At 64.2% G+C, this 254-nt stretch carries 1 protein-coding gene; it reads left to right on the plus strand.

Going from position 1 to position 254, the window contains the following annotated elements:
• Positions 1–254, plus strand: a 254-nt coding sequence (locus Q5762_RS39040; RefSeq protein WP_315897064.1) for an ABC transporter substrate-binding protein, incomplete at both ends; no start/stop codon positions are given.

Below are 254 nucleotides of genomic sequence, written 5' to 3' on the forward strand. Positions count from 1 at the left end.
GGCGGCGCAGAAGCTGCTGCAGCGCGACAAGGTCGACTTCATCTCCGGCGTGATCTTCTCGAACGTCATGATGGCGATCTACAAGCCGGTGATCGACTCGCAGACCTTCCTCATCAGCTCGAACGCGGGACCGTCGCCGATCGCCGGCGCGCAGTGCTCGCCGTTCTACTTCTCGACCTCGTGTCAGAACGACGATCCGCACGCCGCGATGGGCAAGCACCTGCAGGCCGACGTCGGGCTTGAGCTGGTCGTCC

The sequence above is a fragment of the Streptomyces sp. P9(2023) genome (assembly GCF_032436795.1).
Lineage (GTDB): Bacteria > Actinomycetota > Actinomycetes > Streptomycetales > Streptomycetaceae > Streptomyces.